This is a genomic window from Peribacillus glennii (assembly GCF_003429105.1).
Lineage (GTDB): Bacteria > Bacillota > Bacilli > Bacillales > DSM-1321 > Peribacillus > Peribacillus glennii.
Window position 1 is genome coordinate 201565 of record NZ_QVTD01000010.1, and the last position, 18780, is coordinate 220344.

Consider the following 18780-nt stretch of genomic DNA (forward strand, 5'->3'; position numbering starts at 1 on the left):
TCACTCCAGTTGTATTTTTTCTTCTGTATCCAATTCAATAACTTCCCCGTCAAATGCTTTCACGTACATATCCTTGCCGTTGACCTTAATCCGCCAGGTTGGTGTTAATAAATAGGAAGAGGAGGAGGATTTAAGCAAGCTGTAATAACCAAGTTCCACATCCTCATTCGTTATCTTCGTACTTTCGGGAAGAGAGCCCTTATTGTACAACTGGACAATTGCCTTGTTTGCCGGCAAAATTTCTTGTTTTTTGTTCATTGGTTTGATATCTTCCAAATACGTTTGTTCATAGGCTACAATTTCCCGTTTCTCATTCAGCCTCAGGGTCAATTTTGCATTCGTATTATTATAGAATGTTTTGTTCCCGTAACTTTGGTAATAAATAATCCTATTGGAAGGCTGATCAAACTCCCAGAATTTATAGCTTTGTCCTTCATAAATATTCTCTTTCAGGAATCCAGCGAGCTCATTTGGGTCAAAATCTTTACTCACAGTGGTCGTTTTTTTAAAATTGGCAACCAGCCTAGTTTTGTCATCTAAAGACAATTCCTGGTTTTTAAATTTCTTGCTGTCGTCCTTTGAAAACTCTTTTCTATTTCCCATTAGGATACTTTCTTTTACCGGTTCGTTTTGAAATTCGGGAAGGGTAATCCGCTCTTGCTTCATTTGCTCTTCCGCAGTAGTTTCCGTCAAATAATCGGGTTGGTTTGTTTTTTTCTTCTCATAAAATTGATAGAGAAGAAAAATATCCAGCACAAGAAAAACCATGATAAAGATTGTCTTTGTTTTACTCCAGTCCAATTTTTCCACCTACCGGTTTATTGATCGGCAAAACAGTCCATGTACCTCCATATAGGTAATACCAGGAAGGCTCAAGCACAATCAATTTTGGCTCCAGCGGATCCCTTGATAATTTATACCCGACACGGATATCCTCTAAGTCCTGCAGTTCGATATTCCTGTTTTCTGTGAATTGCTGCAAGATCTGTTGTCCTGAAGGAAGCTTGACTTTATACGGATAATCCGTTTCAATAGCGAAAGCAATGCTGAAGTATGGCCGCCTGAAACGGTAAATTTCTTCATCGCCCCACGTCTGCTCAATTTCAGACATGCCCTGTTCATTGAAAACAGGGTATCCGCCCTTGAATAACCGGAATATGACTTTCTGCCCATCTTCACTTTGGGCAGAATAACGGAATCCGATGGTCTGCTGCCCATCTGTTTTCCTGCCCTCATCGTAATGATCTCCCCACCCGCCATGATTGCTTACGAAATCGATACTTTTTTGCAGCAGATCCACCGGGGCCCCATTGGAATAACTTTTTTGGGCCGGGTTCACAAATTCAATCGTCGAGAAATCCTGGTATTCAGACAGAAGCTTTGAACCATCTGTATATTCCTTTCCCCGGGTAACAGAATCCTGCACAACTTTATCCGGGTTCGTAAAAAGCGTTTCTTTAAAATTTTCATCAATATCCAAATAGTTAATGTAATATTTGACCTGGCTTAATTGTACGGCTTCCTTCGGCAAGAAAAGCGTACGCTGTGGATTAATCTCCTTGGAGATGTATTCTGGAAATCCTTCAGCCCGGCTTGCAAATGCATTGTTAAAATTCTTTAAATGTGCGGTGCTAACCTGTGATTGGTACACTTTCTTTTGTTTATAGTTGACGAAATAAACCTTTCCTTCACTTATGCCCGGCTCTGTTTTAAATATGATCCGGTCGAAGGACACCTTCGGTAGTTTTCTGTCATCGAAATTTAAAACCGATTTATATAAATTCAAGGGAATTTGATCAGGAAAAATCACTTCCGTATTTCCATCCGCATGGACAAAAGAGAGGAATTTCTTGTTTCCCGCCAGATGCGACGCATCTTTAAAATTAAAGAGGGTCCATTTGGCGATCTCTGTTTGAATTTTAATTATTTCTCCCTCATCATGGGTCTGAAAATGTTTCCCTTGGGTGTGGAAGAGCACGCGGTCGGGCTTTATCACTTCTGATAATTCCTGTTTTTGACTGTCGTCCCTAATAAATTCACTTTGATCAATTTTTTTAAATTCGGGCTGATAGGTCCATATATTCCAGGTCAATAACGCACTGGCAGCAACTAAAGTGGTCAAAATGATATTTTTTGCGCCCTCAAAGCTCATGACCACTCATCCTCTTGTTCTTGCTCATAAGGAAGTGTAAAGAAGATGGTTGTCCCTTTCCCTTCCTTGCTTTCTGCCCATATCTCTCCGTCATGGGCCTCCACCATTTCCTTGGCGATCGCAAGGCCCAATCCGGTACCCCCGAGATTTCTGGCACGCGCCTTATCGACCCGGTAGAATCTTTCAAATATCTTGCTAAGATTATTCTTTGGAATTCCCACTCCCTGGTCACTGATACTGACCACAATTTTTTCCGGCTGCTCTTTGATGCGGAACGAAATTTTCCCGCCTTCGGGAGAGTACTTAATCGCATTGGAAATGATATTGTAAAGCACCTGGGTAATCTTATCCTCATCAATATCTACATAGTAGGAGCGGGAAGGGATGTCCCGTTGAAACGTGATATGCTCCTCTATGGTCATCTCAAAACGGTCAATGATATGGTCAAAAAACTTGGTAAAATTCACCCAGCCTTTCGATAGATTGTAATCTTTACTGTCCATTTTGGACAACTGGAGTAAATCATTGACCAGCCGGATCATCCGCTCCGTTTCATTTTGGGTGACACTTAAAAAGGAGGGAGCAAGCGATTCATCCTTCCAAGCCCCATCTGCCAGGGCCTCCAGATAACTTCGCATCGTTGTTAGCGGCGTCCTCAGCTCGTGGGAAACGTTCGCAACGAATTCACGGCGTTCTTCCTCAATTTTTTCCTGTTCCGTAATATCATGAAGTACTGTAATAAGGCCATTTACAAAGCCTGTTTCTTTTTGGATGACTGAAAAATTGGCCCGTAAGATATACGGATCCTTATTGGTGCTGTAATCAAGGATTACGGATTCCCTTTCCTCAAGCAGCTCGTCAAAGGTGTATCGTTCCTCAAGCCCCAGCAACGTAATAATGGGCTGCGTTAACACTGTTTCACGTGAAACATCCAGCAATTTGGCTGCAGGTTCATTAATGAGGATGACTCTTCCTCTGCGATCAGTGGCAATCACTCCATCAGTCATATAAGCCAGAACGGACGACAGCTTCCGCCTCTCCCCTTCAGTGGTTGAGTTGGCATCCTGCAACTTCCTGGTTAGGTTATTAAAAGTGACGGCTAACTGCCCGATTTCATCATTGCCATACACTTTTACTTTTCTTGAATAATTTCCTTTTGCGAGCGCAAGCGCCTGTTTACGCATATCCGACATTGGCCTGGTAATTGTCCGGGCCAGCAAAATGCCTAGAATGGCCGTAATGCCAAGTGCGATTGCGGTTCCGGTTATGAAAATCTGATTGATCTGCTTCATCAGTTCGTACACTGTTTCCATTTCAGCAATCGAATACACTATACCGATAACCTTATCATCTTTGTCTTTTATCGGAGTTGCCAGGACCCACAAACGGTTTCCCGTTTTTCGATCACGGCGCGTTTCTTCTTCCTCAGTTCCCAGGGCATGCGCCCTTTTCACCAAGGTCTGGGTAGTTTTTTTGCCTACAATTCCTTGATTGTCATTTTTCGATGTCCCGATTACCTTGCCGCTGCTGTCAATAACACGCACTTCATGGAGATCAGTAGAAGGATTATCCTCAAGAATCGTCCGGATATTTTCCTTGTATCTGGCTTCATCCGCCTCATCCGGAACACCGCTTTGCAAATATGTCCTCATTTCTTCGCCAAGGCTGTATGTGAGAAGGTTAATATTATCCGAAGTTGAACTTTTAAAGTTATCAACCAATTTCTTTTCGAGGCCCTGCACAAAATATACACCAATGATTTGCATCGCAACCAAAATAAGCAACACATAGATGAGTACAAATTTTAAGTGTATAGAACGGAAAAAGCTTACCTTTCTCATCTATCTACTCCTGTTCAGGATTGCGGAGGTAATAGCCTACCCCTCTTCTTGTTACGATCCAGCCGGGGTGGCTTGGATTATCCTCAATTTTTTCCCGGAGGCGGCGCACGGTAACATCAACTGTCCGCACATCACCGAAATAATCATAGCCCCATACTGTTTGAAGCAAATGCTCCCGGGTCATGACCTGTCCGATATGTTTGGCCAGATAGTGGAGCAATTCAAACTCCCGGTGGGTCAGCTCTATCGTTTCGCCCCTTTTGGACACCACATATGCATCCGGATGGATTACCAGGGTTCCAATTGCAATTTCCTTCGGTTCTTCCTCAGAATCAGGAGCAGGGACCGCTGCTTGGCGGCGCAGGTTGGCCTTTACACGGGCAATGATTTCGCGGGTACTGAACGGCTTTGTCACATAATCATCCGCCCCTAGTTCAAGCCCGAGTACTTTATCAATCTCAGAATCCTTTGCTGTAAGCATAATGATTGGAATTTCATACTTCTTCCGTACTTCACGGCAGACTTCCATGCCATCGCGCCCGGGCAGCATGATATCGAGCAAGATCAGGTCCGGTTGAATTTCATCCACCAACCTAACCGCGTCATTGCCGTCATGGGCACATGTAACCTCATAGCCTTCCTTCTTCAGGTTAAACTGCAATATATCCGCAATTGGCTTTTCGTCATCTACAACAAGAATTTTCTTTTCCATGGATTTTCTCCTTTGAATATATTCTGCAATATTGGAAGATGGCCCACAACTCTGAATAGTGTACGGGGCCAATCATAAAATTCATTTTTAATTTCATTCATCCTTATTAAAGGACAAAGACGCATGTTTTCTATTCTACTTTATCATTTTATACATATTAATTCACCTTTTAGGTGATTTATCCCTGATAGAATATTTACCAGTTTCATAGGTTTACGGCTTTTACTCTCTGAAAAAACGGGGAAGAAACTTCGAATGTCCTGCTGTTACCGCGTATGCGGGGCAATATGAATAGAGGCAAAATAAAAAAAACGCCAAATGGGCGTTTTGAAAGATGGCTCAGGACGGAATCGAACCGCCGACACAAGGATTTTCAGTCCTTTGCTCTACCAACTGAGCTACTGAGCCATAAATTATGTATCTTTGTAATATGCATGGCGGTCCCGACGGGAATCGAACCCGCGATCTCCTGCGTGACAGGCAGGCATGTTAACCGCTACACCACGGGACCAAAAATATAGTTATTATTTTAAAAGTGACCCCTACGGGATTCGAACCCGTGTTACCGCCGTGAAAGGGCGGTGTCTTAACCGCTTGACCAAGGGGCCATATTATATAGATGGTGAGCCATGAAGGACTCGAACCTTCGACCCTCTGATTAAAAGTCAGATGCTCTACCGACTGAGCTAATGGCTCGGTATTTGAAATTCACTCCGCTATCCTCATTTTGCGGAAGATGTGCCCCATTTACCTCTTTTCAAGAAGTAAATTCTGCAACTTGCAGCTTATTCATGACGGAACGCTCATCTCTACCGACTGAGCTAATGGCTTGCCATGTAAAACGCCGTTCAGTTTTATGTAGCCTTTCGTGACGACGCTTTTGATATTATCATAGATTCCCATACTTGCGCAATAGTATTTTAAAAAAATTTTATTTATTTCAGTTTCCTAAATGATTGTCTTTCAATTTGTGAGGGAAAAAGGGCTTAAAACCACCAGCGGAACCATGAAAAAAGGAACTGCCAACAAAAGCAGTTCCGAAATACTTACATTTGGCGCCAAGGGCTTTTTACTACATTTGTTTGTGTACGATCTGGTCCCACTGAGAAAATCGATAATGGAATGCCGGTTAATTGTGATACACGCTCAATATAGTGGCGCGCATTTTCAGGCAGTTCATCAAGGGACCTGCAGCCAGTAATGTCTTCTGTCCAGCCCGGAAGCTCTTCATACACAGGCTCACATTCAGCGAGTACCTTAAGGCTTGCCGGAAACTCTTCTATGATTTCTCCCTGATATTTATAAGCGATACAAATCTTCAATGTATCAATGCCGGTAAGAACGTCGATTGAGTTCAACGATAAATCGGTAATTCCGCTCACCCGGCGTGCATGGCGGACCACTACAGAATCGAACCAGCCAACACGTCGTGCGCGTCCGGTTGTCGTTCCGTATTCGCGGCCGACCTCACGGATCTGATGGCCGATTTCATTGTCCAGTTCCGTAGGGAAAGGTCCGTCCCCTACCCGGGTTGTATACGCCTTGCACACTCCGACAACATGATTGATTTTGGAAGGGCCGACGCCTGATCCGATCGTCACGCCGCCCGCTACCGGATTGGATGAAGTAACAAAAGGGTATGTCCCTTGATCGATATCAAGCATAACACCCTGTGCCCCTTCAAATAAAACACGGCGGCCTTCATCAAGAGAATCGTTCAAAACTACTGAAGTATCGCATACATATTTTTTAACCTGCTGTCCGTATTCATAATATTCGTCTAGAATATCTTCAATCTTAAAACCTTCCGTTTCATAAAAACGCTCCAGGAGGCGGTTCTTTTCTTCCAGATTATGTGCAAGCTTTTCTTCAAAAACTTCACGGTCCAAAAGGTCGGCCATCCGAATTCCGATTCTGGCCGCTTTATCCATATAAGCCGGGCCTATTCCTTTTTTCGTCGTGCCAATTTTATTTGCGCCTTTACGCTCTTCTTCCACTTCATCCAGCTTTAAATGGTACGGAAGGATCACATGCGCCCTATTGCTGATCCGAAGATTATCAGTTGTCACGCCATGGCTGTGCAGGTATTCCAATTCCTTCACTAATGCTTTTGGGTCAACCACCATACCGTTTCCGATGACACAAATTTTATCACTATAGAAAATTCCTGATGGAATTAGATGCAGTTTATACGTCTCGCCGTCAAACTTAATCGTATGGCCGGCATTGTTGCCCCCTTGGTAACGGGCAATCGCTTCCGCATTTTCTGATAAAAAGTCCGTTATTTTGCCTTTGCCTTCGTCTCCCCATTGAGTTCCTACTACTACCACTGACGTCATGCGTCGCACCTCCAAAAATTCACGTAATACCGTTGCCGTGTTTCAACATCCGGTTCTTATCAAACAAACTCATTTTATCAGTTTTTCAATGGAGAAGTCAATGAAAACCGAACATTGTAATATTAAGTTATTATTTCGTTCGTAAATTGTATATCATTTCTCTTAATATGCTGTCCAAAGATTGCATTCCTGAAACACGTTTCCAGGCATATGAAATGCTTTTAAATTGTGCTTACATAAACAAAGAGAACGCCTTATTGATCGATCATTTTTTCTTAAATCACCACATTTTTGTGCTTAACTATGAAATTTTTTGTAACTCAATAGCATTAAAACGATGCCGAATAAATATAAAAACCATCCCCGGTCCTGTAGGGATGGTTTTAATGCTTTACCGCACAACTGAAATGGGAGACTGACCCCATTAAGCTGAGTCATCAAAGCGTCTTTCAAGATTGACGAATTTGTTATATTCCTTTACAAAAGCGAGAGATACTGTTCCAACCGGTCCATTACGCTGTTTGGCAATGATGATTTCTATGATATTTTTGTTTTCTGATTCCTTATCATAATAGTCATCACGGTACAGGAAAGCTACGATATCAGCATCCTGCTCAATACTTCCCGATTCACGGATATCGGACATCATCGGCCGCTTATCCTGGCGCTGTTCCACGCCACGGGAAAGCTGGGAAAGGGCAATGACAGGCACCTGCAACTCACGGGCCAACGCCTTTAGGGAACGTGATATTTCCGAAACTTCCTGCTGCCGGTTCTCGCCAGATCTGCCGTTGCCCTGGATGAGCTGGAGATAGTCGATCAGAATCATCCCAAGCCCCTGTTCTTGCTTAAGCCGGCGACACTTGGAACGGATATCCCCGATACGCACGCCGGGTGTGTCATCAATATAGATGCCGGCATTCGACAAGCTTCCCATTGCCATTGTGAGCTTGCGCCAATCTTCATCGGTCAACGATCCTGTCCGGAGGTTCTGTGCATTGATATTGCCTTCCGCGCACAGCATACGCATGACCAGCTGTTCAGCGCCCATCTCCAGGCTGAAGATCGCGACGTTTTCTTCCGTTTTCGTCGCCACGTTTTGGGCAATGTTCAAAGCGAATGCTGTTTTACCGACGGAAGGACGGGCAGCCACAATGATCAAATCATTGCGCTGAAAGCCTGCTGTCATCCGGTCCAGCTCGGCAAACCCTGTCGGAATACCGGTAATATCCCCTTTGCGGTTCGTCAGGACTTCGATATTGTCATAAGTTTTAACCAATACATCCTTGATATTTTGGAAGGCACCCGTATTTTTCCTCTGCGCCACTTCCATGATATTTTTTTCCGCTTCCCCCAACAGGCTTTCCACTTCATCTTCTCGGCTATAGCCTTCCTGGGCTATGTTTGTTGCCGTGCGGATCAACCTGCGCAGTAACGATTTCTCTTCGACGATACGTGCATAGTATTCGATATTGGCAGCAGTTGGGACCGATGCTGCCACCTCGCTCAAATACGAGACGCCCCCTACTTCTTCCAGATTTTTGGAAGCTGCAAGTTCTTCAGTGACCGTAATCAAATCGACCGCTTTTCCAAGATCGTTGAGCTTGATCATAACATTAAAGATTTTTTGGTGGGAGCTGCGGTAAAAATCCTCTGGAATCAGGATTTCAGAAGCAAGCGTAAGAGCGGAAGGCTCTAAGAAAATCGCCCCGATCACCGCCTGTTCAGCTTCAATATTCTGCGGCGGGATGCGATCCTGGAATAATTCATTCACTCTGCTAACCTCCTTTTTCCCGAGAAGGGGATTGTCAAACTTCAAACCTCTGTATATAAAAAAAATAGAAACTGGAGAACAATCGATTGCCTTATTGCCTAGTACGTAGTTAAAAACAAATTATCGCCTTAATGGAAACAACTTAAGAACGTAAAGATTCCTAAAGTAAAAAAAGTGATGGGACAATACGCCCAATCACATTTTTCTTTACCTTCTATTTTATCTAGTTTCTTTCAGATAGGAAAGAACTAAAATTAGTTAATTTCTTTGACATGGACTGTCAGCGTGGCCGTTACTTCCGGATGCAATTTGACCGGAAACTTAGTGTGGCCAAGCGTGCGGATTCCTTCACTAAGGTCCATTTTGCGCTTATCAATTTTGATTTTATGTTTCTTTTGCAGTTCCTCGGCAATTTGTTTTGTTGTAATGGAACCAAAAAGGCGGCCGCCCTCACCCGCTTTTGCCTGAAGCTCGACAGTGAGCTTTTCGACTTTTTCCTTTAATTCCTTGGCCTGTTCGAGCTCTTCGGCTGCCAGGACTTGCTGTTTATTTTGTTGTGCTTCCAAAGCTTTCATATTGGCATTAGAAGCTTCTACAGCCAGGCCTTGTTTCAGAAGGAAGTTTTGCGCATAACCGTCTGACACATTCTTCACTTCCCCTTTTTTTCCTTTTCCTTTTACATCCTTTAAAAAAATCACTTTCATTCGCTTTGTCCTCCTTCTAAATATTCATCAATCGCTGTTTTTAAACGTTCTTCCGCTTCCTCGATGGATGTGTAGAGCTGGGTGGCCGCATTCGTTAAGTGCCCTCCGCCTTCCAACATTTCCATGATTACCTGTACATTGATATCCCCAAGTGATCGCGCGCTGATGCTGACCATATCTTCCGTACGTCTTGAAATCACAAAGGAAGCGAGCACACCATCCATCGTCAAAAGGGTATCTGCCGCCTGGGCGATCAATACCTGATCATGAAATTCCTCAGGTGATCCCTTTGCAATTGCAATCCCGTTTTTATAAAAAGAAACTTTCTCAATCAATTTGGATCGTTTAATATACGTATCCACATCTTCTTTCAAAAACTTTTGGACAAGAACTGTATCCGCTCCATGCGCCCTTAAATAGGACGCCGCATCAAAGGTCCGCGATCCTGTCCTCAGCGTAAAGCTCTTCGTATCGACGATAATACCGGCAAGCAGTGCGGTCGATTCAAGCATATCGATCTTGCTTCGCTTCGGCTGATATTCCAGCAGCTCCGTCACAAGCTCAGCCGTTGAGGACGCATAAGGCTCCATGTAGACGAGCAGCGCATTGTTTATGAATTCTTCCCCCCGCCTGTGATGATCGATTACAACCACTTTGTCAATCCGGTTTAACAGGCGTTCCTCGATCATCATCGACGGTTTATGGGTATCGACAACCACAAGAAGGGTTTCATCGGTAATCATCTCAAATGCTTCCTCAGGCGTGATGAAACGGTCAAACAGATCGGGCTTGTTCTTGGTTTCTTCCATTAACCGGCGGACCCCAGTATCGAGTTCGTTAAAGTTTAAGACGATATAAGCATCACGCTCATTCATCTGGGCTACTTTCGTGATGCCGATGGCGGATCCCACCGCGTCCATATCGGGATGCTTATGGCCCATTACAATGACTTTGTCACTGTCAAGCACAATATCTTTAAGCGCATGGGAAATCACGCGGGCGCGGACCCTGGTCCGTTTTTCCATCGGATTGGTTTTGCCGCCAAAGAATTTCACTTTCCCATTGGCCAATTTGATGGCGACCTGATCGCCGCCCCTGCCTAAAGCAAGATCAAGGCTTGACTGTGCGAGAGTACCCAACTCCGGCAGTGAAGAAACACCCGAGCCCACGCCAATGCTCAAAGTAAGAGAAACATTTTGCTTCGCGGTCGTTTCCCTGATTTCATCCAGAATTGAGAACTTTCCTTTTTCAAGCAGTTGAAGGATGCTTTCATTGAATACAGCCATGAACCGATCAGAAGAAGTGCGTTTTAAAAACACGCCATTATCCTTGGCCCATTTGTTCAAAAGGGAGGTGACCAGGCTATTCAGGCTGCTTTTTCGCTGGTCATCCATTCCCTGTGTCAATTCATCATAATTATCCAGAGCAATAAAGGCGAGTGCTGTACGTTCATCTTCGTAAAGCTGTTCAATTTCGACCTGTTCGGTCACATCAAAGAAATAGAGCAGCCGTTCTTCCCTTTTATGGATCACTTTGAACTTCCGCGCCCGGAGCGTGATAGTTTCTGTTTCCACTTCCTGTTTAATCAACGGCACGATTGATTCCGCTACGTCATACAGCGACCTTCCTACAAGCGAATCCTCATCAAAGCAGGATGCCAAAAAAGGATTGGTCCATTCGATATAATAATCATCATTAATAAGCATAATCCCGATTGGCATTTCAAGCAGGGCCTCTTCGCCCACTTTTTTCAGCCGATAAGATAATGTAGAAATATATTCTTCAGTTTCACGCCGGTTTTTATATTCAATCCTAAATACCATGAAAAATAAAAAAGATAGAAGCGCAAGCCCTATTAAAGCAATCCACCAGGAATAATAGGCAACAAACCCTACAAGTGCGAGCGTTGCACCAAGCAAGCCATAAATGGGATACCTAATAGACTGCTTCTGTAAAAAAGATGGCATATTTTCAGCTCCTAAAAGCATGTCTAAGTATAAAATTTTATGATTAAACGATCTTTATTGCTTCTTGTTCCGAAGGGCATCCCTAATTGGAAATCCCAGATCAACGATTCCTGCTATCCGGATGAATGCCTGAAAGAACGGCATGAACAAGGATAAGACCAAAATAATCACCGGAACCGCCTTGGCCCACCCTTTTATATGACTGAAGAAAAATAATAGCGAGTAACCCTGAAGCAGCATCAACAACTGCAAAATCAAGAGAAGGTTGGCAATCACCATATAGAGATAGCTGTCTTCTTCCGGCCGAAGAAAAAATCCAGCTACCATCGTAATTAAATAATACCATAAAAGACTTTTTGGGAGTTGAAGTTCTCTTAAAGGAGGCCATGAAACTTTTTTCTCGCTGAATCTTTTTACGAACGGATTGGAGGCAAGGACAATAAGGGCTGCCATCACCATGGAAGTCGCAACCAATAAGGCAGGCAATAAAGTATTCAGCATATCGACCCAATCATTAATCCCCTTTGTAAAATCTTCCGGTACTTCTTGGCCCATGGCGGTCATCATATCAAGGGATTTGCCAACAGAATCCCTTAACATGCTAATAAAGTCCCCAATGAAATCGACATCAAAGAACCAGGCTGCCGCCCCGTACAAAGCCACTATTCCAATAATCAGAATCAGGACTGCGCCGACATACACCAGATATGCGGGTTTATTTCTTCTGATCAAAGCCCCGATTGTTACTCCTGTCGCCCCTGTGACCAAAGCCATCGGAATCGCCGTAATCGTGCCAAACAATGCTGACAGGCCGCATGCCACTAGGAGGAATCCTATGGACCATCCAAGGTCGTGCTTAATGGCCGTCAAAATAAAAGGTACCGGCAGAAAGAAAAATAATGGCAAACCCAATAAGGGAAAATAAACGGTCAAAAGCAGTAAAATACTATATAGAGCTAAAAGCGCTCCTCCTTCGGCAATCTTTCTTCCATTGTTCAAACTTCCACAACCTTCTCAATATTAGTAGCTCTTTAAATAAGTGCACAGCAGATAAGCTCTCTTGTATTGTAGCCATTTTTTTGGCCATTTTTCAAACGAACCATCTTTTTCTCAGGGGAAAACACAAAATGCGGGGAAAAATTGAAATGATTTTACAGGGAAAATGTTTTAGAAGAGGACAAGCGGGTAAATAAAAAGTGCAAGGATGATACAATACCAACAAGAAAGGGACTGATGAACATGGAACGTTTAACAGCGACTTCAAGTGAAGTATTGGCCGCCTTGTATGGGAAATTTGCCATTCGGGCTAAAGGCACTACGGTGTTGAATCGATATACGCAGCGTTAGAATCTTTTCCCGGTATTTTCCCACCCACCCCCGCTAAAAATGTGTGGTGAAAAAAGGCGTGTGCCAATCGGCCGCGCTTTTTTTCATATATACATAAGTTTGAACTTTCGAAACTGCTCTAATATGTTTTTCGGCTCTTTTATTTGAAATCCTGGTTTCACTAGCCTTTGAACAAAGCATAAGGCTTCTCCATTTAGAATACAGCAAAAAACCCTGATTGCGCAAAAAGCAAACAGGGTTTTTCTCAGCTATTACTCTCCAGCTACGTATGGAAGCAATGCCATAGTACGTGCACGCTTGATAGCAACTGTCAATTTACGTTGGTATTTAGCGCTTGTACCAGTTACACGACGTGGAAGAATCTTACCGCGTTCAGAGATGAACTTCTTAAGAAGATCTACATCTTTGTAGTCGATATGAGTAATTCCTTGTGATGTAAAGTAACAAACCTTTTTACGCTTACCGCGTCCTTTACGTCCGCCCATTGCCATAAAAATTCCCTCCTTGTATTTATAATTTTATTCACGACATCATTATTAAAATGGAAGATCGTCATCTGAAATGTCGATGGTCTTACCGTCATTTGCAAATGGATCATCATCTACACGAGTGTAGTTATTGTTGTTGTTGCGCTGATTCTGATTCTGATTTTGTCCAAATGGATAATCATTGTTTCGCTGATTGCCATAAGAACCGCCTTCATTTCTTTCACCCGCTGAACTGCTTCGTGGTTCAAGGAATTGAACACTCTCAGCCAGAATCTCTGTCACATATACACGTTTGCCGTCCTGTCCTTCGTAATTGCGCGTCTGGATTCTTCCATCCACACCGGCCAAACTGCCTTTTTTTAAGTAGTTTGCCACATTTTCCGCAGGCTTCCGCCAAACTACGCAATTGATGAAGTCTGCTTCGCGCTCGCCCTGCTGATTCGTAAAGCTACGGTTAACAGCAAGGGTAAAGGTTGCAACAGGCACCCCATTCGGTGTATATCGCAATTCAGGATCTTTTGTTAAGCGCCCTACTAAAATTACGCGATTCATCATCAGAATCAACCCCCAACTTTCCAAATGAATGGAAATGTGATCTATCTATTATCGGTTTATTCTTCTTCTTTTGTTGCCATTTGGCGGATAATGTCTTCGTTGATCTTAGCCAGACGGTCGAATTCCTGAATAGCTTCAGCCGGAGCGTTAACTTTAAGAAGCATATAATACCCGTCACGGAAATCATTGATTTCATAAGCAAGACGGCGCTTGCCCCATTCTTTCGCTTCCGTAACTTCCGCACCATTATCAGTAAGGATTGTGTTGAAACGTTCAACTAGCGCTTTTTTAGCGTCTTCCTCAATGTTTGGACGGATGATATACATAATTTCGTATTTTCTCATCACTGTCACCTCCTTTTGGTCTAAACGGCCCTAAGCGGGCAAGGAGCAATTATTATTAAGTAATTACTCACAAGTTGAAAGTATATCATAATTCCCTTTTCATTGCAATCCATTCTAGCAAATCACTCTGATTAAAAACATTAGCTCCCATAAATAAAAAACTCCGCAGAAAACTTCTGCAGAGTGATCCTCATCACACATTAAAACGGAAATGGATGACATCGCCGTCTTGAACGACATAGTCTTTCCCTTCAAGGCGGACTTTCCCAGCTTCTTTAGCAGCACTATGGCTTCCCGCAGCAAGGAGGTCATCATAAGCGACAGTTTCAGCACGGATGAAGCCGCGTTCAAAATCAGAATGGATGATACCCGCACATTGCGGTGCTTTCATGCCTTTACGGAACGTCCAGGCACGTACTTCCTGGACACCAGCTGTAAAATAAGTAGCCAATCCAAGCAAATTGTAAGAAGCGCGAATCAATTGATCAAGACCGGATTCTTCAATCCCAAGCTCGGATAAGAACATTTGTTTTTCTTCCCCTTCAAGCTCCGCAATTTCTTCTTCAATTTTCGCACAGACGACAATGACTTCAGCGTTTTCCGCAGCCGCATATTCCCGGACTTTCTGCACGTACTCGTTATCAGAAGGATTGGCTACATCGTCTTCGCTTACGTTTGCTACATAAAGAATCGGTTTAATGGTCAAAAGGTGCAAGCCTTTTGCCACCTTCATTTGTTCCTCTGTAAACTCAACGGTACGGGCGGGCTTTTCCGCTTCAAATGCTTCCTTAAGCATAGTCAGGATTTCATGCTCAAACATAGCTTCCTTATCTTTTTGCTTCGCCATTTTCCCGACACGTTCAATACGCTTATCAACGGTTTCAAGATCGGCAAGGATCAACTCCAAATTGATCACCTGGATATCGTCGATTGGGTCCACTTTGCCGGACACGTGTGTAATGTTATCATCTGCGAAGCAGCGGACAACCTGACAAATCGCATCGACCTGGCGGATATGTGAGAGGAATTTATTCCCCAGTCCTTCCCCCTTGCTTGCTCCTTTAACAATTCCTGCAATATCTGTGAATTCAAAGGCAGTCGGCACGGTTTTCTTCGGTTGCACCAATTCAGTTAACTTTTGTAAACGATGGTCAGGGACCTCTACAATCCCAACGTTTGGATCGATTGTACAAAACGGGTAGTTGGCTGACTCGGCACCTGCCTGTGTTATTGCATTAAATAAAGTCGATTTGCCCACGTTCGGCAATCCGACAATCCCTGCTGTTAGAGCCATACTTTTCACTCCTCTTTGAGAATACCTTATCTATAAAGAAACATTCATTTCAATATGAAAAACAGAATTGATAATAAACCCTTCACAATTATAGGTTTTACAAGCCAAAAACACAAGCAAATATGGTACGCTGCTTTAGCGCTTTAGCGGATTGGGGGAATGACCCCCAGGCCTTTAAAGCGGTAAAGTGCGCCCATAAGAAAAAGCATGATCATTCTTCATGCTTTTCTAATACCTTCTTTAATTTTCTTGAGAATTCTCTTCTCGGGAGCATTACGCTGTGGCCGCACCCTTCGCATTTGATTCGGATGTCCATGCCCAATCGGATAATTTTCCAGCGGTTGGCGCCGCATGGATGAGGCTTTTTCATTTCAACTACATCATTCAGAACAAATTCCTTTTCTTCCATCCCGTCCTCCCACTCCTTTATTCAGTTTGATTTTTGTGCCTGTCCTTTGTTTCCCCGATCATTAAGGCTAGACATAACCATCCTCGGAACGGGAATTTCAATACCATTTTCAGCAAGGACAGCCAGAATTTCCTTTCTCAGGACTCTCCCAATATACCAATGTCGCATCGGGTGTACCTCAGAAAGAACACGCAACACGATTTCTGTCGCGGTTATGGTTTGAATTCCTAATAACTCCGGGGGATTTACCATATCCTCATAACGCTCGGGCATGCCTTGAAGCAGTTCTTTTATGACATTCTCCGCTAGCTCCAAATCACTGTCATGAGGGATGCTGACATCCACCACCGCTACACTATTGAGAATCGAGAAATTAGTAACTTCAATAATACTTCCGTTTGGCAGCACATGCAGTTCCCCCGTCGCACTTTTGATTTTCGTCGTCCGGAGTCCGATTTCAAGCACTTCGCCTTCAAACTGGCCGACCCGAACATAATCTCCGACCGAAAATTGATCCTCGAGAATGATGAAAAAGCCGGTAATGATATCCTTAACGAGGCTTTGTGCCCCAAATCCGACAGCAAGGCCGACAATCCCTGCACCTGCAAGCAGTGCCCCCACCTTGATGCCCATGATTTCAAGAACCATGATAAAGGTAATGAAATAAACCGCATAGGTAAGAATGTTTTGCAGCAGCCTTAATATTGTGGCTTCCCTGCGTTCTGAAACCCGCAATGGGCTCCGTTCCCTCATTTCAAAAAACTTCCTAATAATTGTCTTTCCTATTTTAATGACAAAACCGGCTATCACGATGATCAATAGGATTTTAACCATGCCTTGCCCGATAATGACCCATGTATCTTCATTAAAAAAATGCTCTGAAAACCTGTCTCGAATTGTTTCGTAGTACTTCATACATTACACCTGCTTTTTAACGAAAATTCGTATAGTCAATATTGTATCGTAATTTAGGGGTTTTTGTATAAAAAAACTATGGGTATATAGGTAAAACAATATCAGGAACTTGGCAACCGTATTATATCTATACATTCACGCTATTATGATATAAATCATTGTCTGGCCTGAGCCTGCATTCTTTTATGATTCCCCGCAGGCACATGTATACAATTCCGTTTTTTTCCGTATACTGTTAATACTATTACAGAGGAGTGGTACCGATGAACCTAAAGCCCAGCTTTTTTGATAATAAAAATAGAATGAGCCGGATCTTGCATGAGGATTTGGATGCACCACGAAAGATTTCTCAGGAACTGCTTGCGCTGCTTCCTGAAGGACGGATCCAGCCTATTGTAATTGTTTGCATCGGTACGGACCGTTCAACCGGCGACTCGCTCGGCCCGCTTGTTGGTACCTTCCTCCAGGAAAAAGCCACTTCTCACTTTTTCGTATACGGGACACTCGATGAACCGATTCACGCCATGAACCTCGAGGAAAAGCTTGCGGAGATACGAACAACGCATGTGAATCCGTTCATCATAGGCGTGGATGCTTGCTTAGGACGTCTTAAGAGCGTGGGCGTCGTTCAGGTCGGTGAGGGCCCTGTTAAGCCGGGGGCCGGTGTCAATAAAGAGCTCCCATCGGTTGGGAATGCCCATATTACCGGAATTGTAAATGTAAGTGGATTCATGGAATTCATGGTACTTCAAAACACTCGTTTAAATCTTGTATTGAAAATGGCGAAGACGATTGCGAATGGCATCCATTTTGCAGGTAGCCAGCGACATAGAAAAACCAACCTTGCACGATTTGACTGGGCTTTCGACCAGGAAAAAACCCCGTGAGCACAATAACAAATACTTTTTAAAAAAATCCTTGCCATTTTAATGAATGATCAAGGATTTTTTTCTTCTGCTTTTTTATTATAGCTGGATGTCAAAGTAATAAAAAATCCAGGACAAGAGGGCTGTGACGAGAATGCCGGGAAGCAGATTGGCGACACGAATCTTTGTGATCCCTATCAAATTCAAGCCTATCGCAAAAATCATCACACCGCCAGTTGCCGTCATTTCCAAAATAAATGAATCCATTAACACCTTGGGGACAACCTTGTCTATTTGCGTGGCAAACAGGGCAATCGCCCCTTGATAAAGCACGACCGGGACGGCAGAAAAAATTACGCCGATTCCCAATGTTGTGGCGAGAATAGTAGCAGTGAATCCATCGATAATAGCTTTCGTATACAGCACATCATGGTCGTTCCTGATGCCACTGTCCAATGCGCCGATGATCGCCATCGCACCAATCAGGAAAATCAGCGTTGCTGTGACAAATCCCTGGGAAATCGTATTGCCTTCCTTAGCTCCGAGCTTTTTCTCCAGCCAATTGCCCAGTGCATTCAGCTTGGCATCTAAATCAATCCATTCGCCGATCACCGCCCCGGCCACAAGGCTTAAAATAACGATTAAAAACTGCTGGCTTTTAAAGCCCATTTGCAGCCCTAACACTACCACCGCCAGCCCGATTCCATACATAACGGTGTCTTTCATTTTTTGTGGGATCCGATGAAAGACCCTTCCGAGCAAGGTTCCGATAATGATCAAAACCCCATTTATAAGTGTTCCTGATAGTACCATTTCTTTTCACCTTCTGTTGAAAAGGGGTGGAGCTAGCGCTCACACGGCCTTTATTGGCTCATTATACGAATATAAACTTTCCTGTCAAATTAAGCAGGTCACCATAAGTGCGGCACGTTCCAAATATGTCTTTGTCTGTGTCAGACATATCCTGTCGACCCGGGCTGCATCTTTGTCTTTTCCATTCAAACACGCCCAACTACGATGTTTCAATGTTGGTTCAGCTAAATACACACCGTTTTGATCTCCAGATTGGGTGT

General features: G+C 43.6%; 17 protein-coding genes and 4 tRNA genes. 1 reads left to right on the forward strand and 20 read right to left on the reverse strand.

Features of this window, described 5'->3' with window-relative positions:
• The 19 genes from D0466_RS15125 to D0466_RS15215 all read right to left on the reverse strand — a co-directional run bounded on the left by D0466_RS15125 (position 1) and on the right by D0466_RS15215 (position 16841).
• Positions 1-801: a two-component system regulatory protein YycI gene (locus D0466_RS15125; protein ID WP_117323381.1), complete on the reverse strand. Its 801-nt coding sequence runs from the start codon at positions 799-801 to the stop codon at positions 1-3.
• Positions 788-2152: a YycH family regulatory protein gene (locus D0466_RS15130; protein ID WP_117323382.1), complete on the reverse strand. Its 1365-nt coding sequence runs from the start codon at positions 2150-2152 to the stop codon at positions 788-790. The genes D0466_RS15125 and D0466_RS15130 overlap by 14 nt, the downstream gene beginning before the upstream one ends.
• Positions 2149-3993, reverse strand: coding sequence for a cell wall metabolism sensor histidine kinase WalK (gene walK, locus D0466_RS15135; protein ID WP_117323383.1), 1845 nt, complete (start codon positions 3991-3993; stop codon positions 2149-2151). The genes D0466_RS15130 and walK overlap by 4 nt, the downstream gene beginning before the upstream one ends.
• Before the next feature lie 4 nt (positions 3994-3997).
• Complete coding sequence (gene yycF, locus D0466_RS15140) at positions 3998-4705, reverse strand: response regulator YycF (protein ID WP_117323384.1); 708 nt, start codon at positions 4703-4705, stop codon at positions 3998-4000.
• 335 nt (positions 4706-5040) lie between these two features.
• Positions 5041-5113 (reverse strand) — tRNA-Phe (locus tag D0466_RS15145).
• A gap of 27 nt (positions 5114-5140) precedes the next feature.
• A tRNA-Asp gene (locus tag D0466_RS15150) sits at positions 5141-5216 on the reverse strand.
• Between the two features lie 25 nt (positions 5217-5241).
• Positions 5242-5313, reverse strand: a tRNA-Glu gene (locus D0466_RS15155).
• Positions 5314-5325: 12 nt separating this feature from the next.
• Positions 5326-5401: transfer RNA gene (locus D0466_RS15160), tRNA-Lys, on the reverse strand.
• Between the two features lie 350 nt (positions 5402-5751).
• Positions 5752-7044: an adenylosuccinate synthase gene (locus tag D0466_RS15165; RefSeq protein WP_117323385.1), complete on the reverse strand. Its 1293-nt coding sequence runs from the start codon at positions 7042-7044 to the stop codon at positions 5752-5754.
• Positions 7045-7468: 424 nt separating this feature from the next.
• Positions 7469-8818, reverse strand: a complete 1350-nt coding sequence (gene dnaB / locus D0466_RS15170) for a replicative DNA helicase (RefSeq protein ID WP_117323386.1) — start codon at positions 8816-8818, stop codon at positions 7469-7471.
• A 254-nt stretch (positions 8819-9072) separates the two neighbouring features.
• Positions 9073-9522: a 50S ribosomal protein L9 gene (rplI, locus tag D0466_RS15175; RefSeq protein WP_117323387.1), complete on the reverse strand. Its 450-nt coding sequence runs from the start codon at positions 9520-9522 to the stop codon at positions 9073-9075.
• A complete protein-coding gene (locus D0466_RS15180) occupies positions 9519-11489 on the reverse strand; it encodes a DHH family phosphoesterase (RefSeq protein ID WP_117323388.1) in 1971 nt (656 codons plus the stop codon). Before D0466_RS15180 ends, rplI begins: the two co-directional genes overlap by 4 nt.
• A gap of 54 nt (positions 11490-11543) precedes the next feature.
• Positions 11544-12488 carry a YybS family protein gene (locus D0466_RS15185; protein WP_117323389.1) on the reverse strand — a complete coding sequence of 315 codons (945 nt, stop codon included), beginning with the start codon at positions 12486-12488 and terminating at the stop codon, positions 11544-11546.
• A 599-nt stretch (positions 12489-13087) separates the two neighbouring features.
• Complete coding sequence (rpsR, locus tag D0466_RS15190; RefSeq protein ID WP_101634357.1) at positions 13088-13327, reverse strand: 30S ribosomal protein S18; 240 nt, start codon at positions 13325-13327, stop codon at positions 13088-13090.
• Positions 13328-13372: 45 nt separating this feature from the next.
• Positions 13373-13879, reverse strand: coding sequence for a single-stranded DNA-binding protein (ssb, locus tag D0466_RS15195; protein ID WP_117323390.1), 507 nt, complete (start codon positions 13877-13879; stop codon positions 13373-13375).
• A gap of 56 nt (positions 13880-13935) precedes the next feature.
• A complete protein-coding gene (rpsF, locus tag D0466_RS15200) occupies positions 13936-14223 on the reverse strand; it encodes a 30S ribosomal protein S6 (RefSeq protein ID WP_117323391.1) in 288 nt (95 codons plus the stop codon).
• 193 nt (positions 14224-14416) lie between these two features.
• Positions 14417-15517 carry a redox-regulated ATPase YchF gene (gene ychF, locus D0466_RS15205; protein ID WP_117323392.1) on the reverse strand — a complete coding sequence of 367 codons (1101 nt, stop codon included), beginning with the start codon at positions 15515-15517 and terminating at the stop codon, positions 14417-14419.
• 211 nt (positions 15518-15728) lie between these two features.
• Entirely contained in the window at positions 15729-15926 is a 198-nt protein-coding gene (locus D0466_RS15210; RefSeq protein WP_117323393.1) for a DUF951 domain-containing protein, read from the reverse strand.
• A 21-nt stretch (positions 15927-15947) separates the two neighbouring features.
• Entirely contained in the window at positions 15948-16841 is an 894-nt protein-coding gene (locus D0466_RS15215) for a mechanosensitive ion channel family protein (RefSeq protein ID WP_117323394.1), read from the reverse strand.
• 263 nt (positions 16842-17104) lie between these two features.
• On the opposite strand from D0466_RS15215, the gene yyaC reads away from it, so the two are divergent.
• Positions 17105-17728, forward strand: coding sequence for a spore protease YyaC (yyaC, locus tag D0466_RS15220; protein WP_117323395.1), 624 nt, complete (start codon positions 17105-17107; stop codon positions 17726-17728).
• Positions 17729-17806: 78 nt separating this feature from the next.
• Here yyaC and D0466_RS15225 read toward each other — a convergent pair whose 3' ends face one another.
• Positions 17807-18520 carry a DUF554 domain-containing protein gene (locus D0466_RS15225; RefSeq protein ID WP_117323396.1) on the reverse strand — a complete coding sequence of 238 codons (714 nt, stop codon included), beginning with the start codon at positions 18518-18520 and terminating at the stop codon, positions 17807-17809.
• Positions 18521-18780 lie beyond the last annotated feature (260 nt).